The sequence below is a fragment of the Phenylobacterium sp. NIBR 498073 genome (assembly GCF_027286305.1).
Lineage (GTDB): Bacteria > Pseudomonadota > Alphaproteobacteria > Caulobacterales > Caulobacteraceae > Phenylobacterium.
Genome location: NZ_CP114599.1, coordinates 2,130,929 through 2,148,129 on the forward strand (window position 1 = coordinate 2,130,929; position 17,201 = coordinate 2,148,129).

Below are 17,201 nucleotides of genomic sequence, written 5' to 3' on the forward strand. Positions count from 1 at the left end.
TCAAGCAGGACCTCTAGGGGCGTCGTCCTGCAGACCCCGCTGGGCGAACCAGGCGATGATCAGGCCGAAGGCCAGCATGGCCAGGCCGTTCTTGATCAGGCCCTCGGGGCTGAACGTCGGAACCCTGCCGACCGCCGACAGCGGCATGACCACGTAGTTCATGACCCCGTAGATGACGACGCCGTAGGCCAGGCCGGCGGCGATCCACGCCCGGCGCAGCACCGGTGCGGCCAGGCTGGCCGACACGAAGACCGCGGCGATGATCAGCCCCATCGCTTCCTGCAGCGCCGCGCCCAGGACCGCGGTGGCGGTCCCGCCGTCGAACGCCGCCTTGCCGATCAGGCCGCTGGCGATGAACTGCAGGATGGTGGTCAGGCCGGCGCCGCTGATCAGCATGGCCGCGCCGATGTCGAGCGTGGCCGCGACCACTCCGCCGAGGACGATGGCCGTGAGGATTGAGCGTTTCGAAGCCACGAGTTGCGTTCCCCGACCAGCCTTGGCAGGGGACGCTAGTTCAGGATCGGCGTTCGCTCAATCTTGGCGCTTCGGGGGGTAGGCATGGCTGACCCCGTTCGGATCCTCGACGCTGGTCTCGCCGACATAGTTGGGGCCGACCGGGACCTTGCCGTGCCCGCCGGGGATATCGAGCACGTAGGTCGGCTGGCAGAGGCCCGAAAAACGCCCGCGCAGGGCCCGCATCACCGCGCGGCCCTCCGCGATGCTGGTCCGCTGGTGGCTGGTGCCCGGCGCCAGGTCGCCCTGGTGCAGGTAATAGGGCCTGATCCGGTTCTCGACGAAGCTGCGCATCAGCGCGCCCAGCGTCTCAGGATCGTCGTTGACGCCCTTCAGCAGCACGGTCTGGCTCAGCATCGGCAGGCCGGCGTCGATGATCCTGGCGCAGGCGGCGCGGGCGGCGGGGGTCAGCTCGCGCGAGTGATTGGCGTGCAGGGCGACATAGACCGCCTTGCCTTCGCAGGTGATCGCCGTGACCAGCTCGTGGGTGACGGCGCCCGGATCCACGACCGGCACGCGGGTGTGATAGCGCACCACTTTCACGTGTTCGATGGCCGCCAGCCGGGTCGAGATGTCGGCCAGCCGCCGCGGCGACAGCACGAACGGGTCGCCGCCGGTGACGATGACCTCCCAGATCTCCGGTCGCTCGGCGATATAGGCGAACGCGGCGTCCAGCTGGGCGGCGGTGAGGTTCGACAGCCCCTCGGGCCCGACCATTTCGCGCCGGAAGCAGAACCGGCAGTAGACCGCGCAGGTGTGGGTCGGCTTCAGCAGGACGCGGTCGCGATAGCGGTGGACGATCCCCTCGACCGGGCTGTGGGTGAAGTCGCCGATCGGGTCGGCGTCCTCCTCGGGCGTCGCCTCCAGTTCGGCCGCGTCCGGCATCAGTTGGCGGGCGATCGGGTCGGCCGGGTCGGCCGGGTCGATGAGCTCGGCCATGTCCGGGGTGATCGCTAGCGCATAGCGGGCGGCCACGCGCTCAAGCTCCGGCAGCCGCTCCAGCGGCGCCAGCCCGGCGGCGACCAGGTCGCCCGGTTTGCGAAGCGTGCTCATCCCGCGCGCATATGGCTCATGCGGGGCCTGGGGGCAAATGCGGCCTAGCGCGCGACATCGGCCACCGGCGTCCAGACCACCTGCTCGATGCGGGCCGCGCCGGTCGCCAGCATCACCAGCCGGTCGAAGCCGAGCGCCGAGCCGCAGGCGCTCGGCATGTGCGGCAGGGCGGCCAGGAAATCCTCGTCGATCGGATAGCGTTCGCCATAGACGCGGGCCTTTTCGTCCATCTCCGCCTGGAACCGCCGCCGCTGCTCGACCGGGTCGGTCAGCTCGCCGAACGCGTTGGCCAGCTCGACCCCGCAGGCATAGAGTTCGAAGCGCTCGGCCACCCGCGGATCGGACGCCTTGGGCCGGGCCAGGGCCGCCTCGCTGATCGGGTACTCGCAGAGGATGGTCGGGCGGCCCATGCCCAGGTTCGGCTCGACCTTCTCGACCAGCACCTTCGAATAGATGTCGGCCCAGACGTCGTCGTCGGCGATCCGCACGCCGGCTCGCGTCGCAGCCTCGGCCAGGCCGTCGCGGTCGGTCGCCCCGTCCGTCGCCACCGTGGCCAGCAGGTCGATGCCGGCGTGCCGCTGAAACGCCTCCTGCAGGCTCAACCGTTCGGGTTCCTGGAAGGGGTCGCTGGATAGCTGCCGATAGGAGAGGGTCTTGGCCCCCGCCGTCTCGGCCGCCAGCCGCAGCAGGTCGGCGCAGTCGGCCATCAGTTGCTCGTAGGGCTCGCCTGTGCGGTACCACTCCAGCAGGGTGAACTCAGGGTGATGCAGCGGCCCGCGCTCGCGGTTGCGCCAGACCCGGGCGAAGTCGAATATCCTCGTCTCGCCCGCGGCCAGCAGCTTCTTGCAGGCGAACTCGGGCGAGGTGTGCAGGTAGAGCGGCGCGGTCTCGCCAGAATTGCCGATGATTTCGGTGGCGAAGGCGTGCAGGTGGGCTTCGTTGCCGGGCGAGACCTGCAGCGCCGCGCCCTCGACCTCGGTGAAGCCGCGGTCCTCGAACCAGCGGCGGGCGGCCCGGGTGATCGCGCCTCGCGCCAGCAGGAACGGCCGTCGGTCCTGGTGGATGTCGGCCCGCCACCAGGGCGATTGAGAAGTCATCGGCGCAGGCGTCCTCTATGCGGCCATTTCGATCATGACTGGCGAATTTCGCCTTCATCGTATAGGTGCGCGGCAAGACCGCCGCTCGGCGGAATCGCGCGGGGGTCGATGGCGGCCCCTCCAAAATAGGCTTGAGGACGAACTTACGTGAAGGTCGCTGCCAGCTCGCTCAGGAAAGGCGCCGTCGTCGACATGGACGGCAAGCTCTATGTCGTCCTGACCGCCGAAAACATCCACCCCGGTAAGGGGACCCCTGTCACCCAGCTCAACATGCGCCGCATCGCCGACGGCGTGAAGGTGTCCGAGCGTTGGCGCACGACCGAGCAGGTCGAGCGCGCCTTCGTCGACGACCGCAACTACAACTTCCTCTACCAGGACGGCGAGGGCTACCACTTCATGCAGCCCGAGACCTACGATCAGGTCGTGGTCTCGGAAGAAACCGTCGGCGAGAACGCCCCGTGGCTGACCGACGGCCTGACGGTCGTCCTGTCGGTGCACGAAGGCGTTCCGATCGCCATGGAGCTGCCGCGCACCGTCATCTTCGAAATCGCCGAGACGGAGCCGTCGGTGAAGGGGCAGACCGCCTCTTCGTCCTACAAGCCGGCCATCCTGACCAACGGCGAGCGCATCATGGTGCCGCCGTACATCGCCGCCGGCACCCGCGTGGTCATCCTCACCGAGGACTGGACCTACTCGGAACGCGCCAAGGACTAAGACTTCCGCGCGGCGGGGATCAGGCGAAGCGCTTGGCCCCCGCCACGCACAGCACGACCCCGGCGGTTACAGCCGCCATGGACCAGCCGACCGGCTCGCCCAGCAGCCAGGCCGCCAGGCCCAGGCCCATCAGCGGCTGCAGCAGCTGCAGCTGGCCCACCGCCGCCACCCCGCCCAGCGCCAGGCCGCGGTACCAGAAGACAAATCCGATCAGCATGCTGAACAGCGAAACGTAGGCCAGGCCCGTCCAGCCGCGCGCGCTGACCTGCGCCAGGTCGGCCGGCCACGTCGCCAGCCCCAGCGCGGCCATGGCGGGCAGGGCGATGACCAGCGCCCAGCAGATCACCTGCCAGCCGCCCAGGGTGCGCGACAGGCGCCCGCCCTCCGCATAGCCGAGCCCGCAGACCGCAACCGCCGCGACCATCAGGAGGTCGCCGCTCAGCGAGCCTTCCACGCCGCGGGTGAGAGCGAAGACGGCCACCAGCGCCGCCCCAAGGCCGGCAAAGGCCCAGAACGACCGGCTCGGGCGCTCGCCGGCCCGGACCACCGCGAACAGCGCCGTGGCCATGGGCAGCAGCCCGATGAACACGATCGAGTGGGCCGCGGTGATCTCGCGCAGGGCGATCGCGGTCAGCAGCGGGAAGCCCGCCACGACCCCGGACGCCACGAGCGCCAGGGCCGCGAGGTCGCGGCGCGTCGGTCGCGGCGCGCGCATGACGCTCAGCAGGCCCAGCGCCAGGGTCCCGGCGATCACCGCCCGCGCCGCCGTCAGGAACAGCGGGTCGATCTCAGCCACCGCCACCCGCGTGGCGGGCAGGGATCCGGAAAAGATCACCACCCCCAGAAGTCCGTCGATCCAGCCTCTCGTCTTGTCGTCCATGGTCGCCTCCAGGGAGGCAGGACTAGGGAGCGGGCGCTCGCCTGGACAGGTACGGTGAGATACAGTTTGGCAAAACTGTACTGGATAATTGGCAGGACAGATGGCGCGCGGCGGTCGGGTCGAGGCGGTGATGGGCGGCATACGCGAGCGGATCGCGGCGCGAACGCTGCAGCCCGGCGCCAAGGCGCCGTCGATCCGCGCCCTGGCCGCGGCCAGCGGCGTCGCCAAGTCGACGGTGGCGGAGGCCTACGACCGGCTGGCGGCCGAGGGCGTCCTGCAGGCCCGGCGCGGCTCGGGCTTCTATGTGGCCGGCCGCGCGCCGCCGCTGGCCCTGGCCGAGCTGGCGCCGCAGCTCGACCGCTCGATTGATCCGCTATGGGTGTCGCGCCAGTCGCTGGAGGCGGCTCCCGGGGCGCTCAAGCCGGGGTGCGGCTGGCTGCCCGCTGACTGGATGCCCGACGAGGCGGTGCGCCGGGCCCTGCGGGGGCTGGCGCGCAGTAGGCAGGCCAACCTGACCGACTACAGCCCCCCGCTCGGCGCGCCGGCCATGCGCCAGCACCTGTCGCTCCGGCTCGCCGCCTACGGCCTGGAGGCGCCGCCCGGCCAGGTCATGCTGACCGAGTCCGGCGTCCAGGCGCTGGACCTGGTCTGTCGCTTCCTGCTGGAGCCGGGCGACACGGTCCTGGTCGACGATCCCTGCTATTTCAATTTCCACGCCCTGCTGCGCGCGCATCGGGTCGAGGTGGCGGGCGTGCCCTGGACCCAGGGCGGCCCGGACCTTGAACAGTTCGAGCAGTTGCTGACCGCCCGCCGGCCGCGCCTCTACATCACCAATTCAGGGCCCCAGAACCCGACCGGCGGCACGCTGTCGGCGGTGACCGCCCATCGCTTGCTCAAGCTCGCCGAGCGGCATGACCTGCTGATCGTCGAGGATGACGTCTATGCCGACCTGGAGACCGAGGCCTCGCCGCGCCTGGCGGCGTTCGACGGTCTGGAGCGGGTGGTGGTGATCGGCAGTTTCTCCAAGACCCTGTCGGCGGCCGGGCGCTGCGGCTTCGTCGCCGCCCGCGCGGAGTGGGTCGAGGGGCTGATCGACCTCAAGGTGGCGACCTCGTTCGGCGGCGGCGGGCTGGCGGCGGACCTGACCCATGCGATCCTCGCCGACGGCGCCTATCGCCGCTACCTCGCCGCCCTGCGCGAGCGGCTGGCCCGCGCCCGCGGCGAGACCCTGGCGCGCCTGCGGCCGCTGGGGCTCACGCCCTGGATCGAGCCGGCCGCCGGGATCTTCCTCTGGATGCGGTTGCCGGACGGCCTGGACGCCGGCGCGGTCGCCCAGCACGCCCTAGCCCACGGCGTCGTGCTGGCCCCGGGCGAGGCGTTCAGCGCCTCGCGCGGCTGGCGCGACCACCTGCGCTTCAACGCCGCCCAGTCAGGCGACCGACGCATCTACGAGGTGCTCGACGTGGCGATGCGGTCGGCGCGGGGCTCCCCGCCGATGGCGACGCCGCGGCCAGCGGGTTGAGCTTCATCGGCATCGCGACTAATGGTGGCGTGCGCGCGTAACTGCTCGCTCCTGTTGTGAAGGGAAGCATGGCCAGCCCGACCGTCCAGCAAGTTCTCGATTGGATGCTCTTCGACAACGCGAAGTGGTCTGGCCCGGTCATCACCTTCAGCATTCCTGGACCGTCGAGCACCTGGCCGGGCTATCCGTATCTGGGCAGCGAGTGGAAGGAGTATTGGGGTAATGAGCCCTGGCGGCCGGGCTTCGGGTTCCTGACCGATGGCCAGGCCGACGTCTTTCGGTCGTTCGTCGCGAGCTACGAGCGCCTGATCGCTACGCCGCTCCGGGAAACCGACGATGTGCTGCAGCCGGGCGACATCCGCGTTGCGTTCGTTGATGCCGATCCGTGGGGCGGATACGCGACGCCGCCGCCCGCTATCGACCAGGCCGCCGAGCCCGGGCACGGGGACATTTGGATCAACGTCGACTACGCGGAGACCTCCCTCAAGGTGGGGTGGGACTTCGTGAAGGGCGAGCGCGTCATGCCCACGGTGCTGCATGAGTTCGGCCATGCGCTGGGGCTGGATCACCCCTTTGAAGGCGCGTCGCCGTTGCCGGCGCAGTTCGATTCCACCCGCTACTCGGTGATGTCCTACACGCTCGCCAAGGATGTCGAGACCTACAGCTTCTATTGGTATGGCGATGGCCTGCTGACCCGCGGAGAGAGCCTGCTCGTCGATCAGCCGATGGTGTTCGACATTCTGGCGCTGCAGTCGCTCTACGGCGCCAACCCGGCGACGGCGGCGGGCGCCGACACCTACAGCTGGGACGAGAAGGTCCCGTTCCTGACCTCGATTTACGACGCGGGCGGCGTCGATCGGATTGACCTCTCGGCGCACAGCCGACCGTCGTTCATAGATCTGACCCCCGGAGCCTACAGCAGCATCGCGATCTATACCCGCGAGGCCCAGCAGGCCTTCTGGACGGCGAGACTTCCCAACTTCGCCGACCGGATCGCGGGAACCTACGATAACGCCGAGGCCCACGGCATTCTCTACACCGGCCGCGACAACCTGGGGATCGCGTACAGCACGACCATTGAGGACGTCGCTGCCGGCAAGGGGGCGGACACCATCATCGGCAATGCGGCGGCCAATACGCTCTCCGGCGCCGGCGGCATGGACCGCATCCTGGCCGGGGACGGCGCCGACACGATCCTTGGCGGTTCGGGGAACGACTTCCTTCGGGGAGAGGCCGGAGACGACAGCCTGTCGGGCGACGACGGGGCCGACGACATGCATGGCAACATGGGGGCCGACGTGCTCTTCGGAGGCCAGGGCGACGATTGGGTGGTCGGCGGCCAGCACGACGACAGACTCTACGGCCAGGCCGGGAACGATCTCATCTATGGAAACATGGGGCGCGACCTGCTCCTTGGGGGCGACGACGCTGACACGATGCTCGGCGGCCAGGACGACGACTCGCTCTCTGGCGGGGCGGGGGCGGATTTCCTCTCCGGCGATCGGGGCGACGACACGCTCAGCGGCGGCAGCGGCGCTGACACCTTCTACGCATTCGATGGCGCGGGGATCGACCGGATCCTCGACTTCAACCGCGCCGAGGGCGATCGCGTCGCGATCGGCGGGGGCGGCGCCTATGCCGTAGCGAACGTCGACGGGGATGTCGTGATCAGCCTGGGCGGCGGCGGTCAGATCATTCTGGTGGGGCGCTCGGACGCCAATCTCACGGGCGAGTGGATAGTCTCGGTCTAGGTAGCCACCCGCCGCGCGGTGATGATCTTCACCGGCTTGGCCAGCATCTCGCCCTTCATTACGCCTTCGCCGGCGGTGGGGGAGGTGGGGGCGGCTAGGATCTGTTTCACCGTGTCCATGCCCTCGACCACCTTGCCGAAGGTGGCGAAGCCGAGGTTGTCGCCCGGCTGCTTGGGATCGGCGTCCATATAGGTCATGTCGCCGACGCAGATGAAGAAGTCCGAGGTGGCGGTTCCTGGGCTCGTGCGCCCCATCGAGATCGCGCCGTCGACATGCGACAGGCCGGTCTTGGTCGTCGGCTCGTGGGCGATCGGTTTCAGCACGCGTTTGGGATCGTTCTGAACGCCGCCCTGCACCAGGCCGTATTCGGGGGCGTTGGGAACCTTGGACGCCCGATAGAAGGTCGCGCCGTCGAAGCGCTTCTCGTCGACATAGCGCAGGAAGTTGCCCGCCGTGATCGGCGCCTTGTCCGGATAGAGCTCCAGCACGATGGGGCCGTCAGCGGTGTCCAGGCGCACCTTCACCGGACCCGCGGCCGACTGGGCGGCGGCCGGCGCGGCCGCCAGCGCGGCCATCGCCCCTAGAAACACGCGTCGCTTCATCGCCTGGCTCCCGGTTTAGCGTGCAGCTTAGCGCCGGTCGTTCGCACGGCCAACGCGGCCGTCACAGGGCGTTTGCCGACAATATTGGCAAATGTTCAGGACGACGTTCCGCGGGAGTGTTCGACGATGACAATCCAAATTGTCACGCGTGAAATGCATATTGCTGTTGTCGCCAGGCATTGTGTCCACCGTGCCGGCGATCGGTTGTCATGTTTGCGTAGTTGGATTTCGAGTTATGCGTGAAGAGGGACCAGCTGACGCCCTTAGCCTTGCTGGTTACCTTGAGGGCGCATCCAGACCGCTGCTCAGGAGCGAGGCGGTTCTCTTGGCTGGGCGTTTGGCTGGCCTGCTGGCGCTGGATACGGCCGATCAGGTCTCCTTGAACCTCGCCCTGCTCGGTGACTACCGGCTCGCCAAGGCCCTGGCGGGCCGGTTGCTGCCTCGCGGTGCGGCGTGGTCGATCGATCCGTCGCCCGAGGGGGTGAAACGACGGGCGGCGCGTTTCACCGTGACGATGGGTAAAGTGCGGGCGGTGGGAGCCGTGCCGGCTCTGGTGCTGCTGGCGGCGCTGCTGCGGCGCGCGGGCTGCTGAACCGTCCGGTGTCATGGGATTTGTGGAGGAGGGCGGCTCTGCGCCCGAAATCCAAGTGGCTCCCCGAGCAGGACTCGAACCTGCGACAAGTCGGTTAACAGCCGACTGCTCTACCAACTGAGCTATCGGGGATCACGTTGGAGGCGGCGATATACCCAGCACTGGCCGGGTGTGCAAGCGCTCAAATCGACTTTGTCCACAGAGCAAAAAAAGAGCCCGGCCGGAGCCGGGCTTGAAACGAAGTTCGGTGATGGTGGGGTGTCTTCAAGGAAGACGCCGTCATGGTCCCGCTTTGATGGTTAAGTGGCGATTAACGCTCATGGCCGCCAATGGGCAGGCGCGACGCCGCGACCTCTCGACGGGCTGCGCGCTCGCCGCTACCAGGGGCGAAATCGTGAGATCTAGGGCGGAAATGCGTATCCATTTCACCGGCATAGCTGGGGCGGGCATGAGCGCCGTGGCCCTGATGATGCGCGATGCGGGCCACGAGATCTCCGGATCGGACGAAGACGTCTTTCCGCCGATGTCGACCTATGTCGAGGGGCTGGGCTTTCCGTTCCACCGTCGATTCGATACGGCCAACCTTCCGGACGACCTCGACGTGCTGGTTCTGGGGACCAGCGCCAAGCTCGGCGCCGAGACCAATCCCGAGGTGATCGCCGCCCGCGCCCGCGGCGTGCGGGTCACCACCTTCGCCGAAATGCTGGGCGAGGCGACTCGCGAGCGGGCGGTCACCGTCGTCGCCGGATCGTTCGGCAAGTCCACCTGCACGGCCCTGATGGCGCACGTGCTGCACCAAGCCGGGGCGAGTCCCGGCTGGATGGTCGGCGCCATCTCGCCCTCGCTGCCGGCGACCGGCCAGTGGGGCGCGGGCGAAGTCGTGCTGGAAGGCGACGAGTACATCGTCTCCTCGGCGGACACGCGCTCCAAGTTCGAGCTCTACCACCCAAGCCACCTGCTGCTGACCTCGCTGGTCCATGACCACGTCAACGTCTTCCCGACCTTCGAGGCGTACGAGGCGCCGTTCCGAACCCTGCTGCGCAGGCTCCCCGCCGACGGGCTGGCCGTGATGCGCGAGCATCCGGCGACGCGGGCCGTGGCCGGCGAGACCGCCGCGCGCGTCGTCTGGTACGACACCAGCCCCTGCGACGGCTGGTACGCGGCCAATGTGGCGTTTGGCGAAACCACCACCTTCGATCTCATCGGGCCCGGCGGACGGACGCTCGCGCTGACCACCCAGCTGCTCGGCGCCCACAACGTCGAGAACGTCGTCGGCGTCGCGGCCTACTTGCTCGAGCGCGGCCTGGTCGCGGAGGCGGCGCTGGCCGCGGGCGTGGCCAGCTTCGCCGGCATCCGCCGCCGCCTGGACCGCCTGACGCTCACCTCGCGCATTCCGGTGATCGAGGGCTTCGGCAGCTCGTATGAAAAGGCCCATTCGGCGATCGAGGCCATGCGGCTGCACTATCCGGACCGCCCGCTGGTCGTGGTGTTCGAGCCGCACACCTTCAGCTGGCGCAGCCGGGATGCTCTGCCTTGGTACGACACGGTGTTTGAGGGCGCTTCGCGGGTGCTGATCTGTCCGCCGCCGGTGCACGGCGCCGGCAGCCACCACCAGTCGACCTTCGAAGAGATCCTGGCCCGCGCCCGGGCGACCGGCATCGCCGTCGAAGGCGTCGCCGACGCCCAGGCGGCCACCCAGGCCTTGTCCCATCTGCGCGGCGACGAAGTCGTGCTGCTGCTGTCCTCCGGGCCGCTGCTGGGCCTGCCCGACAGCCTGCCGGGGCTGTTCGACCGCCTCTACGGCGCACCTGCCTACGCCTGAAGCGGTCGAACGCTGGCCTCAGGCCTCCTTGAACTGCGCCCGGCGCGGGCCGAGGTAGCCGAACAGGAAGGCGGCGACCTTGCGCATCTGGATTTCCTCGCTGCCCTCGGTGATCCGGTATCGGCGGTGGTGGCGATAGATGTGCTCGAACGGCTTGTGGCGCGAATAGCCGATGCCGCCATGCACCTGCATCGCCCGGTCGGCGGCCTCGCAGACCAGCCGGTTAGCCCAATAGTTGCACATCGACACCTTGTCGGAGAGCTGCTTCTCGACCTCCTTGTGCGGCATGCGGTCCATGTCCCAGGCGGTCTTGCGGATCAGCAGGCGCAGCATCTCGGCCTGGGTGGCCAGCTCGACCAGCGGCCACTGGATGGCCTGGTTCTCGGCCAGGGCCTTGCCGAACGGCTTGCGGGCGCGGGCGTACTTGACGCTCTCCTCGATGCAGTAGACCGCCGCGCCCAGCGAGGAGGCCGCCTGGCGGATACGGTTCTGGTGCACGAACGATTGGCCCAGACCCAGGCCGCGGTCGATCTGGCCCCAATAGCTGTCCTCGGGGATCCACACGTCGGTGAAGCTGACCCGCGGGTGGTCGGTCGGCATGTTGAAGGTCCACAACCATTCCTCGACCTTCACCCCGGGGGTGTCGGCCGGCACGATGAAGCAGGTGATCCCCGTGGCGTCGCCGTCCTGGCCGCTGGTGCGCGCGAACACCATGCAGTGGGTCGCCACGTGCATGCCCGTCGACCACATTTTTTCGCCGTTGATCAGCCAGCCGGGCTGGCCGTCGCGGTCCTGGCGCACGGCGCGGGTTTCCATGAAGGTCGCGTCCGAGCCGTGGTTCGGCTCGGTCAGGCCGAAGATCGTCCGCATCCCGCCGCTGAGCAGCTTGTCGGCGTCGCGCTCGTACTGAGCGTTCGTCGCGAACTCCTTGAACATCAGGATGAAAGGGTTGTTGCCGACGATCGAGTGCTCGTTCTGCAGGTCGTTGTGCAGGCCCAGCCCATTGGCCGCCAGATGCTCGCGGATCACCGCCATGTCGAGGTTGGTGCCGGCCTTGCCGCCCATCTCCTTGGGCCAGGCGTAGCGCAGGTGTCCGGCCTCGTCGGCCAGCTTGCGGGCCTTGGCCAGCAACTCCTCCCACTCCTTCTTCGGCAGGCCGCCGGCGTCCCAGTCGGTGCGCTCGTACTCGCGGCGATGGTCGAAGAACCGGATGTTGTCGTCCTGGTTCTCCAGCGGCTTGATCTTGGCCTCGATGAAGGCGTCCAGCTCGTCCAGATAGGCGGCCAGTTCGGGCGGCAGGCTGAAATCCATCGCGTCTCTCCCTGTTTTGCGAAGCAGCCTAACCCAGGTCTGCGCTTCCGCCGGGTCAGGGGGATTTGATCGATCCGTCGACCGGCCGGCGCGACCGGTCGCAGGCGCCTCGTATGGCGGGCCGGCGGTCGCTAGCCGGGCCTCAAGTCCACCTGGAGGTCCGCATGCGTCTCATCCTGCTCGGCGCGCTGGCGTCGCTCTGTCTCGCCGCGCCGGCCCTCGCCGGGGTTCCGGCCGGGTCCTGGTCCCAGAAGTCCGACGGCCAGGAACTGACCTTGGTTCCCAAGCTCAAGATCGCCCCCAGCATGTCGGCCACCGGCATGGTCCTTGGCACGAGCGGCTACGGCGGCAATGCGACCACCACGACCCTGCAGAGCGAGTTCGTGCCGATGCGCACCCAGCGCGCGATGTCGCTGGTGATTCGGCCCGACGGCGCCTTCACCTGGACGATCGACAAGACCCGCCCGGTCTCGGCGCAAAACGCCGGCTGCAAGCTGCTGATCCGCGAAGAGAAAACCGGCCGGGTCCGCGCCGAGGGCGACCGCCTGGTGTTCGACGTCACCGGCGGCGTCCAGAGCTCGCGCGACAGCTGCGACCCGGCCAAGGCCTCGCGCGGCGCCAAGGCCCCGGCCAGCGAGAGTTACGGCTACCGGCTCTCCGGCGGCGCCCTCAACCTTACGGCAGCCGGCGGGGTGAACTGGATTTTCAACGACGGTTGACGCGGCGAGAGCCGTTTACAGCAGCGTAAAACCCCGCCCAGATCGCGCAAAAGGCCAAGGGAGGCTGCGCGGCGGATGTCCGATCAGGTGCTGGAAGGGCTGCAACGGCTGGCGCCGGAACTGGCCGGCGAGGGCGCGAGCGTCGAGGGCCTGCAGCGCCTCTCGGGCGGCGCCAGCATGGAGACCTGGGCCTTCGTGCTGGTCGGCCCCGGCGGGCGCGACGAGCTGGTCCTGCGCCGCCGCACCGCGCCGATGGCGCCGGAGGAGGGGCGCTCGGTGTCGCTGGCCACCGAGGCGGCGCTGATCACCGCCGCGCATGCGGCCGGGGCGCCGGTGGCGCAGCTGGTCCACCTGGCTCGTCCCGCCGACGGCCTGGGCGAAGCGCACATCACCCGCCGGGTGGCCGGCGAGACCCTGGGCCGCAAGATCGTCTCCGACCCCCGCTTCGAGGCGGTGCGCCCGAAACTCGCCCGCCAGTGCGGCGAGATCCTCGCCCAGATCCACGCCGCGCCGCCGCCGCCCGGCCTGAAGACCGTCGACGCCCTGGAGGAGCTGGCCCGCTACGAGGAGGTCTACCGCAAGTCCGGGGCCGAGCGGCCGATCCTGGAACTGGCATTCCAGCACCTGAAGAAGATTGCCCCGCCGCCGCGCGCGCCGGTGCTGCTGCACGGCGACTTCCGGAACGGCAATCTGATGATCGATTCGGAGCGCGGGGTCAGCGCGGTGCTGGACTGGGAGCTGTCGCACTGCGGCGACCCGGCCGAGGACCTGGGCTGGATTTGCGTCAATTCCTGGCGCTTCGGCCGCGCCGACCTGCCGGTCGGCGGCTTCGGCCGCTACGAGGACCTGCTGGCCGGCTACGTCGCCGGCGGGGGCGCGGAGATCCCGCTGTCACGGGTGCTCTACTGGCAGGCGCTGGGCTCGCTGAAGTGGGGCGTCATGTGCCTGATGATGTACGCCAGCTACGCCAACGGCGCCGAAAGCTCGGTCGAGCGCCCGATGATCGGCCGTAGGGTGTCCGAGACCGAGATCGACCTGGTGACCCTGCTGGAGAACGGCCTGTGATCGAACATCCGAAAGCCGAGGAGCTGGTCGAGGCCGTGGCCCGCTGGATCGACAGCGTCCGCCCCCAACTCGCTCCGCGTGACGCCTTCCTGGCCCGGGTCGCCGCCAACGCCCTGGGCGTCGTGCGGCGCGAATTGCAGCAGGGGCCGGCGGCCGAGGCCGCGGCGGTCGAGCGGCTCGGCGCGCTCCTGGGGCGCTCCGGATCGCTGGCCGAACTGAACGCCGAGCTCTGCGCCCGCCTGCGGTCGGGCGAGATGGACGCCGCCACGCCGGGGCTGCTGGCGGCGCTGCGGGCGAACATCACCGAGCAGATCGCCATCGATCAGCCGAGTTATGCGCCAGAGCCGGGCTGAGCGGTGATTCCCACCCTGGCGGCCGGGGGCGTTCACGGATAGAGCGGCGTCATGTTGAGCCGCAAAGACTGCCTGGACCTCGACGCCCGCGACCCGCTCGCGGCGCGGCGCGAGTTGTTCGACCTGCCGGGCGGGGTGATCTACCTCGACGGCAATTCGCTGGGCGCGCTTCCCCGCAATGTTCGCCCCCGCCTGGAGGCGGCGGTGCAGAACGAATGGGGCCGCGACCTGATCAAGAGCTGGAACACCGCCGACTGGATCAATCTGCCGACCCGGGTGGGCGATCGGATCGCCCGGTTGATCGGTGCGGGGGCGGGCGAGGTGATCGCCGCCGATTCGACCTCGGTGAACCTCTTCAAGCTGGCGGCGGGGGCGTTGAAGGCGCGGCCGGGCCGCAAGGTGATCGTCACCGAGCCCGGCAACTTCCCGACCGACCTCTACATCCTCCAGGGCCTGCGCGACCTGCTTGGCGACGTGCAGCTGCGGGTGGTCGAGCGCGAAGCCCTCGCCGCGGCGCTGGACGAGGACGTCGCCCTGCTGCTGCTGACCCACGTCCACTACAAGACCGGGGCCGTCCACGACATGGCCGCCCTGACCGCGCGCGCCCACGCCGTTGGCGCGCTGGCCCTGTGGGACCTCAGCCATTCGGCCGGCGCCCTGGCCGTGGACCTCAATGGCTGCGGTGCGGACCTCGCCGTCGGCTGCGGCTACAAGTACCTGAACGGCGGCCCCGGCGCGCCGGCCTTCCTTTTTATCGCCAAGCACTTGCAGGCGGATTTTCAGACACCCCTGACCGGCTGGATGGGGCATGCCGCGCCGTTCGCGTTCAGCGACGACTATGCGCCCGCGCCGGGCGTGCTGCGCGGTCTCTGCGGCACGCCCTCGGTGCTCGGCCTGACCGCGTTGGAAGCCTCGCTGGAGGCCTTCGACGGCGTCGACATGGGCCAGGTGCGGGCCAAGTCGATGGCGCTGGGCGATCTTTTCCTCGACCTGGTTTTCGAGCGTTGCGAAGGCTTTGGCCTGGGATGCTCACGTGACGCGACCTCTCGCGGCAGCCAAGTCGCCCTGACCCACGAGAGCGGCTATGCGATCATGCAGGCCCTGATCGCCCACGGCGTCATCGGCGACTTCCGCGCCCCTGACGTGCTGCGCTTCGGCTTCACCCCGCTCTATGTCCGCTACGTCGACGTCTGGGACGCCGTCGACATCCTTTCCGACATCATGGCCCGCGGCGAGTGGCGGCAGGCCCGCTATCACGAGGTCTCGGCCGTCACATGAGCGAGAAGCTGCACACCCCGCCGGCGATGAGCTATGGCGACTATCTCGGCCTCGACACGCTGCTGGCCTCCCAGAAGCCGCGCTCGGACGAGCATGACGAACTGCTGTTCATCATCATCCACCAGGCCTCCGAACTGTGGCTGAAGCTGTCGCTACACGAGCTGCGCGCCGCCCGCGCCCACATCCGCGCCGACGACCTCGGCCCGGCCTTCAAGATGATCGCCCGGGTCAGCCGCATCCAGGGGCAGCTGATCCAATCCTGGGACGTGCTCGGCACCATGACCCCCAGCGACTATCACGCCCTGCGCCCGCACCTGGGCCAGAGCTCGGGCTTCCAGTCGTTCCAGTACCGGATGCTCGAGTTTGTGATGGGGGCCAAGGACGCCTCCATGCTCCTTGTCCACGAGGGGACGGAGGTCCACGCCCAATTGGTCGCGGCCCTGGCCGAGCCCAGCCTCTATGACGAGGCCATCGCCCTGCTGGCGCGGCGTGGCTTCGACATCCCCGGCTCGGTGCTGGAGCGTGACTGGCGCGAGCCGCATCGCGTCGATCCGGCGGTCGAGGCGGCCTGGATCGCCGTCTACCGGGATCCGGATAAATACTGGGATCTCTATGAGTTGGCCGAGAAACTTGTCGACCTTGAGTTCCGCTTTCAGCAGTGGCGCTTCGCGCACCTGAAGACGGTCGAGCGGATCATCGGCTTCAAGGGCGGCACCGGCGGCAGCGCCGGTGCGGCCTATCTGGCCAAGGCGCTGCAGGGCTCGTTCTTCCCCGAGTTGTTCGGGGTTCGCACGGTTCTCTAGTGCTGTGGCGGCGGGGCGCTCAGCACGCGGTTCAGCGCCTCGCCCAGGGCCTCGGCCAGCAGCGGCTTCTCGACGATGTCGACCCCCGCGGCCTGCGCCCGGCTCCGCACCATGGCGGTCGGATGGGTGGTGATCAGCAGGGCCGGCAGCCGAACGGCCCGGCGGCGCAGCACCTCGACCAGTTCCAGTCCGTCCATCCCCGGCAGCTGTAGATCGACCACCAGGCAGCCGTCCGCCGGGAGCTGCGGACAGGCCGCTAGGCTCTCGGCGTCGGCGAAGGTCTCGACCTCGTAGCCGTCGAGCTCCAGGGCGAACTTCAGCGCCGTGCGCACGGCCGGATCGTCATCCACCAGAAGCAGGGGGGCGGGGCGCACGGCGGTTCCCATGGTCAGGCCGCGGCCTTCCAGGTCGGCTCGAGCTGAGCGTGCGGCGGGCAGGGGGCGACCGCGGTCTGCGGCAGGCCGACCATCTCGTTGGCGAAGCCGTGGTTGACGTCGCGGTGATGGGCTTCGTCGGCCCTGACCACCAAGACCACGTCGCGCAGGGTCGCGGTGTCGGCCAGGCCCCAATAGCGCTTGGCGATCTCGGGCGCCGGCACGTTCGGGCTGCGGCCCTCGTCGATCTCGGCGAGGTAGTGCGTATAGCTGATCACCGCCTCTTCCTCGAAATAGCCGACCACGCGGTGGGCGGTCTTGGCGGAGACGAGGTAGAGGCCGAAGAAGAACAGGTAGAACACCCACTGCACCGCCACGACCACGAAGCGTTCGAACAGCGTCGGCTTGCTGACCTCGATGAAGGTCATCAGGTGCATGCGCTCGTTCTCGGCCTCGTCCATCAGGGTCTTGATCCAACCCTTGTCGTCGCACATGCGGCGCAGGCACTTCAGGTGGGTCAGGGTGGCGCCGACCATGCCCGGGACCGCCGCGACGGTCTCGAGCACCACCGCCCGGTGGCCGTAGCGCTTGGCGAAGAAGGTGTCCGCGCAGAACCGCAGCAGCTTCACGAAGCCGAAGGCGACGCTGTCGGAAAGACCCTGCGGCTTGTGATGGACGCTGGTGTCGACGAGGGGGGCGGTCATGTTCGGGCTCCTGCTCCGATGATGGCGAACAGGTACCCGTGCAAGCCC

The 17,201-nt window shown here is 69.0% G+C and carries 18 protein-coding genes and 1 tRNA gene; 10 read left to right on the forward strand and 9 right to left on the reverse strand.

The genetic code is table 11. The features are described from left to right. From O4N75_RS10665 to epmA, 3 genes are read right to left on the reverse strand one after another with little or no spacing between them, the layout of a single operon-like run. Positions 1 to 474 (reverse strand): hypothetical protein, encoded by a 474-nt coding sequence (locus O4N75_RS10665; RefSeq protein ID WP_269629314.1) that lies wholly within the window; start codon positions 472 to 474, stop codon positions 1 to 3. Between the two features lie 57 nt (positions 475 to 531). Further along, on the reverse strand, positions 532 to 1,566 hold the full coding sequence (locus O4N75_RS10670) for a lysine-2,3-aminomutase-like protein (RefSeq protein ID WP_269629315.1): 1,035 nt from the start codon (positions 1,564 to 1,566) through the stop codon (positions 532 to 534). Between the two features lie 44 nt (positions 1,567 to 1,610). Beyond that, positions 1,611 to 2,663 carry an EF-P lysine aminoacylase EpmA gene (gene epmA, locus O4N75_RS10675; protein WP_269629316.1) on the reverse strand — a complete coding sequence of 351 codons (1,053 nt, stop codon included), beginning with the start codon at positions 2,661 to 2,663 and terminating at the stop codon, positions 1,611 to 1,613. 147 nt (positions 2,664 to 2,810) lie between these two features. On the opposite strand from epmA, the gene efp reads away from it, so the two are divergent. Then, positions 2,811 to 3,377 carry an elongation factor P gene (gene efp, locus O4N75_RS10680; protein ID WP_267229695.1) on the forward strand — a complete coding sequence of 189 codons (567 nt, stop codon included), beginning with the start codon at positions 2,811 to 2,813 and terminating at the stop codon, positions 3,375 to 3,377. Between the two features lie 19 nt (positions 3,378 to 3,396). On the opposite strand, the gene O4N75_RS10685 is transcribed toward efp, so the two are convergent. After that, positions 3,397 to 4,257 (reverse strand): DMT family transporter, encoded by an 861-nt coding sequence (locus O4N75_RS10685; protein WP_269629317.1) that lies wholly within the window; start codon positions 4,255 to 4,257, stop codon positions 3,397 to 3,399. 100 nt (positions 4,258 to 4,357) lie between these two features. Between O4N75_RS10685 and O4N75_RS10690 the strand changes: the two genes are divergently transcribed. Then, complete coding sequence (locus O4N75_RS10690) at positions 4,358 to 5,779, forward strand: PLP-dependent aminotransferase family protein (protein WP_269629318.1); 1,422 nt, start codon at positions 4,358 to 4,360, stop codon at positions 5,777 to 5,779. Positions 5,780 to 5,847: 68 nt separating this feature from the next. Further along, positions 5,848 to 7,530 (forward strand): hypothetical protein, encoded by a 1,683-nt coding sequence (locus tag O4N75_RS10695; protein ID WP_269629319.1) that lies wholly within the window; start codon positions 5,848 to 5,850, stop codon positions 7,528 to 7,530. Here the strand turns inward: O4N75_RS10695 and O4N75_RS10700 are convergent. Further along, positions 7,527 to 8,132 carry a peptidylprolyl isomerase gene (locus tag O4N75_RS10700; RefSeq protein ID WP_269629320.1) on the reverse strand — a complete coding sequence of 202 codons (606 nt, stop codon included), beginning with the start codon at positions 8,130 to 8,132 and terminating at the stop codon, positions 7,527 to 7,529. The two genes, O4N75_RS10695 and O4N75_RS10700, sit on opposite strands and share 4 nt — an antisense overlap. A gap of 337 nt (positions 8,133 to 8,469) precedes the next feature. Here O4N75_RS10700 and O4N75_RS10705 point away from each other — a divergent pair, with 337 nt between their 5' ends. Then, complete coding sequence (locus tag O4N75_RS10705) at positions 8,470 to 8,724, forward strand: hypothetical protein (protein WP_269629321.1); 255 nt, start codon at positions 8,470 to 8,472, stop codon at positions 8,722 to 8,724. A gap of 56 nt (positions 8,725 to 8,780) precedes the next feature. Here the strand turns inward: O4N75_RS10705 and O4N75_RS10710 are convergent. Further along, positions 8,781 to 8,856, reverse strand: a tRNA-Asn gene (locus O4N75_RS10710). Between the two features lie 280 nt (positions 8,857 to 9,136). Between O4N75_RS10710 and O4N75_RS10715 the strand changes: the two genes are divergently transcribed. After that, positions 9,137 to 10,546 carry a Mur ligase family protein gene (locus O4N75_RS10715; protein WP_269629322.1) on the forward strand — a complete coding sequence of 470 codons (1,410 nt, stop codon included), beginning with the start codon at positions 9,137 to 9,139 and terminating at the stop codon, positions 10,544 to 10,546. Positions 10,547 to 10,564: 18 nt separating this feature from the next. Here O4N75_RS10715 and O4N75_RS10720 read toward each other — a convergent pair whose 3' ends face one another. Then, positions 10,565 to 11,857, reverse strand: a complete 1,293-nt coding sequence (locus O4N75_RS10720; RefSeq protein WP_269629323.1) for an acyl-CoA dehydrogenase — start codon at positions 11,855 to 11,857, stop codon at positions 10,565 to 10,567. A 164-nt stretch (positions 11,858 to 12,021) separates the two neighbouring features. On the opposite strand from O4N75_RS10720, the gene O4N75_RS10725 reads away from it, so the two are divergent. The 5 genes from O4N75_RS10725 (at position 12,022) to kynA (ending at position 16,075) form a co-directional block, all read left to right on the forward strand. Beyond that, a complete protein-coding gene (locus tag O4N75_RS10725) occupies positions 12,022 to 12,576 on the forward strand; it encodes a hypothetical protein (RefSeq protein WP_269629324.1) in 555 nt (184 codons plus the stop codon). 75 nt (positions 12,577 to 12,651) lie between these two features. Further along, positions 12,652 to 13,641 carry a phosphotransferase family protein gene (locus tag O4N75_RS10730; RefSeq protein WP_269629325.1) on the forward strand — a complete coding sequence of 330 codons (990 nt, stop codon included), beginning with the start codon at positions 12,652 to 12,654 and terminating at the stop codon, positions 13,639 to 13,641. Next, complete coding sequence (locus tag O4N75_RS10735) at positions 13,638 to 13,994, forward strand: DUF6285 domain-containing protein (RefSeq protein ID WP_269629326.1); 357 nt, start codon at positions 13,638 to 13,640, stop codon at positions 13,992 to 13,994. The genes O4N75_RS10730 and O4N75_RS10735 overlap by 4 nt, the downstream gene beginning before the upstream one ends. Positions 13,995 to 14,045: 51 nt before the next feature. Then, positions 14,046 to 15,272, forward strand: a complete 1,227-nt coding sequence (gene kynU, locus O4N75_RS10740) for a kynureninase (protein ID WP_269629327.1) — start codon at positions 14,046 to 14,048, stop codon at positions 15,270 to 15,272. Further along, entirely contained in the window at positions 15,269 to 16,075 is an 807-nt protein-coding gene (gene kynA, locus O4N75_RS10745) for a tryptophan 2,3-dioxygenase (RefSeq protein WP_269625558.1), read from the forward strand. Before kynU ends, kynA begins: the two co-directional genes overlap by 4 nt. Here the strand turns inward: kynA and O4N75_RS10750 are convergent. Together O4N75_RS10750 and O4N75_RS10755 are read right to left on the reverse strand one after the other, a co-directional pair. Beyond that, complete coding sequence (locus tag O4N75_RS10750; protein ID WP_269625559.1) at positions 16,072 to 16,449, reverse strand: response regulator; 378 nt, start codon at positions 16,447 to 16,449, stop codon at positions 16,072 to 16,074. The two genes, kynA and O4N75_RS10750, sit on opposite strands and share 4 nt — an antisense overlap. A gap of 14 nt (positions 16,450 to 16,463) precedes the next feature. After that, complete coding sequence (locus O4N75_RS10755) at positions 16,464 to 17,153, reverse strand: alternative oxidase (protein WP_269625560.1); 690 nt, start codon at positions 17,151 to 17,153, stop codon at positions 16,464 to 16,466. Positions 17,154 to 17,201: the final 48 nt, after the last annotated feature.